We start from the raw sequence: 5,088 nt of genomic DNA on the forward strand, positions 1-5,088 counted from the left end.
CCTTCCTCTTGTACTTCCCTCCTCCCCCCCCCCCCCCCCCCCCCCCCCCCCCCCCCCCCCCCCCCCCCCCCCCCCCCCCCCCCCCCCCCCCCCTCGGCCGTGTGTTCGGCGAGGGTGACCCGCAGCGCCCCGACAGTGGTCTGATCGTCTCGGCCGAGCAGCCGACCCAGCACGTCGGCGGCGACACCGCGACGCAGGTGCTCGTGGTAGCGGTCGTTGCGGAACACCCGCAGACACCGGTAGCAGCTGGTTTCCACCCCGCATTCGCAGTCGCGGACCCGCCGCAGCGCCTCGTCGAGGACGTCACGTACCCGCGCCGCGATCCGTTGCACGTGCCCGGCACCGCCCGGCACGGTGTCGTACAGCATGATCACGCTGCGGTTGGCTTCGGTCCGGTACACCGTGGCGTCGATGTCGTCGCGGGAGATCTCCAGCGCCTGCACTGCCCCTTCAACGACCGCGTACGCGAGCGACCGCCAACCGTTGTCGTCGATACCGCCCAGCGCGGCGCTGTCGACACTGAGGTCGAGCACGTCGGTCTGGTACTTGTGGGCCAGCGACAGCAGTTCCAACCGGCCCGGGCAGTCCCGGCCGGTGAGCGGGCTGGAGTGCTGGCGCTGCTTTTTGCTGGTGTTGGACTGGGCGAATCCGCACCGGTCGCAGATGAGGTAACCGGCTCCGCCGGCACCGTCGCTGACGGCGATCAGTTCGCCACGGGAGCCGGCCCGGACCGTCACGGAGCCGCCCGGCAGGTCGACCTTGTCCTCGAGAATCTCGGCACCGGTGGAGACCACGTGGGTGGCGCCGTGCCAGGTGCGCCGGGGCGCGGTGCTGGGCCGGCGGCCCCCGGACCGGCCGGCGACGAACCCGAACACCGGCACCGCGTACTGCCGGGGGACGCCGGTGGCCGGCGCGCCGCAGGCCGGGCACTGCGGGTCGAGCCGCTCGATCGAGTCCCGGTAGTGGCCGCAGCCGGCGCAGACGGCGTAGTGGCGCCGTTCCAGGTCCCGGCCGGGCAGCCGGTACACCCCGGCCGACTGCCAGGTCTGTCCACCGGCGACCACCTCGGCACCGGGGGCGTACTCGTAGATCGCCGACGACAGGTCCCGGGACAGCTCCAGTTGGCGGGACATCTGGTCGTCGGCGAAGGTGAGCCGCAGTTCGACGGTGTCGACCGGGAAGCCGTACTTGGGCAGGACGTTGCGGTTGGCGAGCAGGCCGAGCAGTTCCCGGCCGGTGATGGTCTTCATCACCCGGCCGAACCGGGCCGCGCTGTCGTCCTTGCGGGCGGCGAACGCCTCGGCCCGTTTCTCCTCGTAGATGTCGACGTCGTTCTGCAGTTCGGCGCGGACCGACTCCAGCAGGCCGACCAGGTGGGTGACCCAGTCGCCGGAGGCGACGCCGATCTCGTCGCGGACTTCGGCCGGCAGGACCCGGTGCAGCGATTCGACGATCTCCGCCGGCACCGGATCGAGAAAGCCGGCGACCAACGTCACCGGCGCGACGCCGTCGTCGCCGGCGAGCAGGAACTCCCCCGCCGTACGCCAGATGGTGCCGTAGGTGCGGAAGTGGTGCCGGAAGAACGCGGCCAGGGCCACCGAGTGGGCGTGCCTGCGGTCGATCCGGACGTTGGTCAGCGGCACGTACGGTGCCCGGACCTCACCGGCGATCATCCGGTCCGGTTCGGCGAACCGGGACAGGTCATGTGACCGGCGCTGCGCGTAGGTCAGCACCAGGGCCGCCGAGTCGGTGCGCCGGCCAGCCCGCCCGGCCCGCTGCACGTAGTTGGCGGTGGTGGGTGGCATGTTGCGCAGCATGACGGCCTGCAGTTCACCGACGTCGACACCGAGTTCGAACGTGGTGGAGCAGGACAACGCGTTGACCTCGCCCCGGACGAACTCCTGCTGAATCTTCGCGGCCTGTTCGCTGGTCCACTGGGCGGTGTGTTCGAGCACCCGCATCGGCACCGGGTTCATATCCCGGTACACCGACCGGTAGTGGTCGTGGTCGACGTCGGCCGGCGGCGGCACCCAGCGGGCCAGCTCCCCGACGCACTTCATGGTCGGGCAGACCCCCCGGACGGTGTACGGGGTGATCCGCCGGCAGGTGCCGCACTGCCACACCGGGTGGTCGTCGCCCGGGACCGTGCAGGTGATGAGTTCATGGTCGAGCTGGTAGACCTGCCCGATGCCGGGTTCGAGGCTGGGCCGCAGCAGTTCGCTCATCGGCCCGACGGTCAGCAGCCGCCAGATGCCGTCGAGGAGCTGGTGCGGGTCGGCGGTGACACCGAGGCGGGCGAGGACCCGCCGCAGGTAGTCGACCCGCCGGTTGGTGCCGCTGGTCGGCAGCCAGCTCAGCACCTTACGGCGGGCGTCGGAGCCGGTGCCGCGCAGGTAGATCGGCCCGACGCGGGGTGCGAACGCCTCGTCGCGCGGGTCGACCCCGTCGGGGGCGGCGACGGCTCCCTGCAGCCGTACGGAGCGCAGCAGTTCGTCGAGCAGCGCCCACACTTCCACCTCGGTCAGGCCGAGGCTGATCAGCGGTTGGGGTGCCCGCCAGGCGGGGTCGCGGGACACTCCCCAGGCGAGCAGGCCGCGCCCTTCAAGGGAGTTGCGTTCGTCGACGCCGACGATCTCGGTCTGCGCCCAGAGGGCGACCTGCCGGCGGCGGGCCTGGGCGGAGTCGCGGCGTTGGAAGATGCCGTAGCGGTCGGCGGCGCGCGCCGTGTCGTGGACGACGTCGTCGAGCCGGATCTCGGCGTCGCCCCGGGCCGCGGCGGCGAGCGCGCCTTCGCGCAGCAGCCGCCGTCGCTGCACCCGCTGGTAGGAGTCTTCCAGGTACGGGGCGAAGTAGGCCGCCGACTGGCGGCTGTCGCTGAACAGCAGCACTTTGCGGCCGCCACCGGGCCGGGCCTGCTGCGCCGCGTCGGTGGCCTGCGGCAGCCGCTGGTAGAGGGCAGTGGCGAGCACCGAGGCGGAGGCCTCGTTGCCGCTGGCGAACAACCGGATGAGTCCGTCGCCGCGTCCGCCACAGCCGACGCAGGAGGTGAGTGCTTCGGCGTTCTGCCGCACGAACCGCACCGGACGCATCCGGCTGTCGGGGCACTGTGGGCAGTTGCCGGCCGGTCCGACCTGGAACACCCCGCAGCGGGCGCAGAGCGCACCGGTCTCGCTGGCTTTGGCGACGCTGTTGGTCTGCAGGGTCTCCTCGTCCTCGTCGGTGGTCACGTCGTCGACGAGGGCCAGCCAGGTCTGTTGTTCGTCGCGGGAGCGGCGGGACCGGAAGACGGCGGTGCTGCCGACCCGTTCGACGGTGCCGGCCAGGTGTTCGGTGCCGCACCGGCGGCAGGTGCCGATCTCGAAGGCGGCGTCGCCGCAGTGGGTGCAGCGTTCGTGCCGGGTCAGGCTCACGTGCGGGCCGTTCGCGCCGAGGCAGGCGAAGGCGCCTTCGGTGGCGCGGGCGAACAGGTGGTAGCGGGCGGACAGCACCGGGGTGCCGGTGCTGTCGTGTACGGCGTTGGCGAGTGCGACGAGGTCGGTGACGGCCGCCTGGTCGGCGTCGGGGAACAGCGCCTTGGCGACCTCACGCAGCGGCATCGGCCCGTGCGAAAGCAGCCGTTTGAGGCGGCGTACCCGCTGCTCCTGCTCCAGCACCGCGGCGGCGGCGTCATCTGCCGACCCGACCGGCACGGCCGAGGCAGCCGGCACATCCGACATGGCGGGCACGCCGTCGCGGCGGGCGTGCTCCAGCAGGGCGGCGGCCGGCGACGGGGCCTCGCGCAGCTGCCGGTACGCGGCGGCGGGCAGTGGACCCCATTCCGGCCCGGCCGGCACCTCCACCCGTTCGGCGGTGATGACGTCCTGCGCGGCGGCGTCGGCCGGGTCATGCTGGAACGGCACCGGGAACAGGGAGCTGGCGAAATCGGCGACGGCCGCCAGGTCGCCGCCGACGGTGGCGCTGGTGGCGATGCACTGCACGGACCGGCCCTGACCGACCCGGTCGACGAGCCGACGCAGCAGCATCGCCAGTTCGGCGCCGCGCGCCCCGTCGTAGACGTGGGCTTCGTCGACGACGATGAACTGCCAGTGGCCGGCGTGGTCGCCTTCGAACAGGTCCATGTCCAGTGGCCGCAGCAGCAGGTATTCCAGCATGGCGTAGTTGGTCAGCAGCAGATGCGGCGGCGTGGCCTGCATCTGTTCGCGGCTGAGTAGTTCGTTGGGCAGCCGCTGCTCACCGGGGTGCTGGTGGGCGAAGACCTCGGCGGCCTCGCGCAGCGTGTGCCTGGTTTCGCCGGTGTAGCGGCCGAAGGTGATGTCGGGGGCTCCGGCGAGCAGGGTGCGCAGCCGTTTCATCTGGTCGTTGGCGAGGGCGTTCATCGGGTAGAGCAGCAGCGCCCGGACACCGGGGCCGAGGGTGCCGGCGGCCCGCTGCGCCATCAGCCGGTCCAGGATCGGCAGCAGAAAGCTTTCGGTCTTGCCCGACCCGGTGCCGGTGGCGACGACGACGTTGCGCCCGGCCCGTACCTTGCCGATCGCCCGTTCCTGGTGCCGGTACAGCGGCCGGTCCAGGGCCAGGCCGGCGCCGAGCGCGGCGACGCCCGGGTGCAGCGCCCCGGCGTCGATGAGCTGACGCGGGGTGCGCCCGGTGCGGTACGGCGGGGTGGCTTCCAGCAGTGGTCCTTTGGTGATCTCCTGGCTGATCGCGTCGGCGATCGCGGTGTCCAGTGCGGCGGCGAGCCGAGGATCTCTCGGCTCGACCAGGCTGCGCAGGTACCGCTGATAGGTGGCGACGATGTCGTCGCTGGTGGCCAGGGGATCCAGGATCATTCGGCGTCTCCGGTGAGGGTGAGTTCGGCGAGGAAGATGTCGATGGTGGTCAGGTCGGGGGCGTGGCGGGCCAGGGTCGCGTGGTGCGCTGTGGTCCGGGTCAGCAGGGCGGCCGGCAGTCGGTCCCGGGCGATCAGCCGGGCGGTGAAGGCGAACGCGAGCGACAGTGCCGGCAGGTCCGGCCAGCCGGGGCCGCACTGCCGGGCCCCGACCGCCGCGTCGACGGCCGGGCCGCCGGCGGCGGCCAGTGCGGGCCGCAGGG

Annotated in this window: 2 protein-coding genes; both read right to left on the reverse strand. The window is 72.5% G+C overall.

What is annotated here, in order from left to right; genetic code table 11:
- Positions 1-4,826, reverse strand: a 4,826-nt coding sequence (locus ACXAHD_RS31395; RefSeq protein WP_475055056.1) for a DEAD/DEAH box helicase, incomplete at its 3' end; no start/stop codon positions are given.
- Positions 4,823-5,088 (reverse strand): hypothetical protein (locus ACXAHD_RS31400; protein ID WP_475055057.1); only part of this gene is annotated, 266 nt, incomplete at its 5' end. The genes ACXAHD_RS31395 and ACXAHD_RS31400, both read right to left, overlap by 4 nt.

This window comes from Micromonospora sp. ABR4_055, from assembly GCF_056160425.1.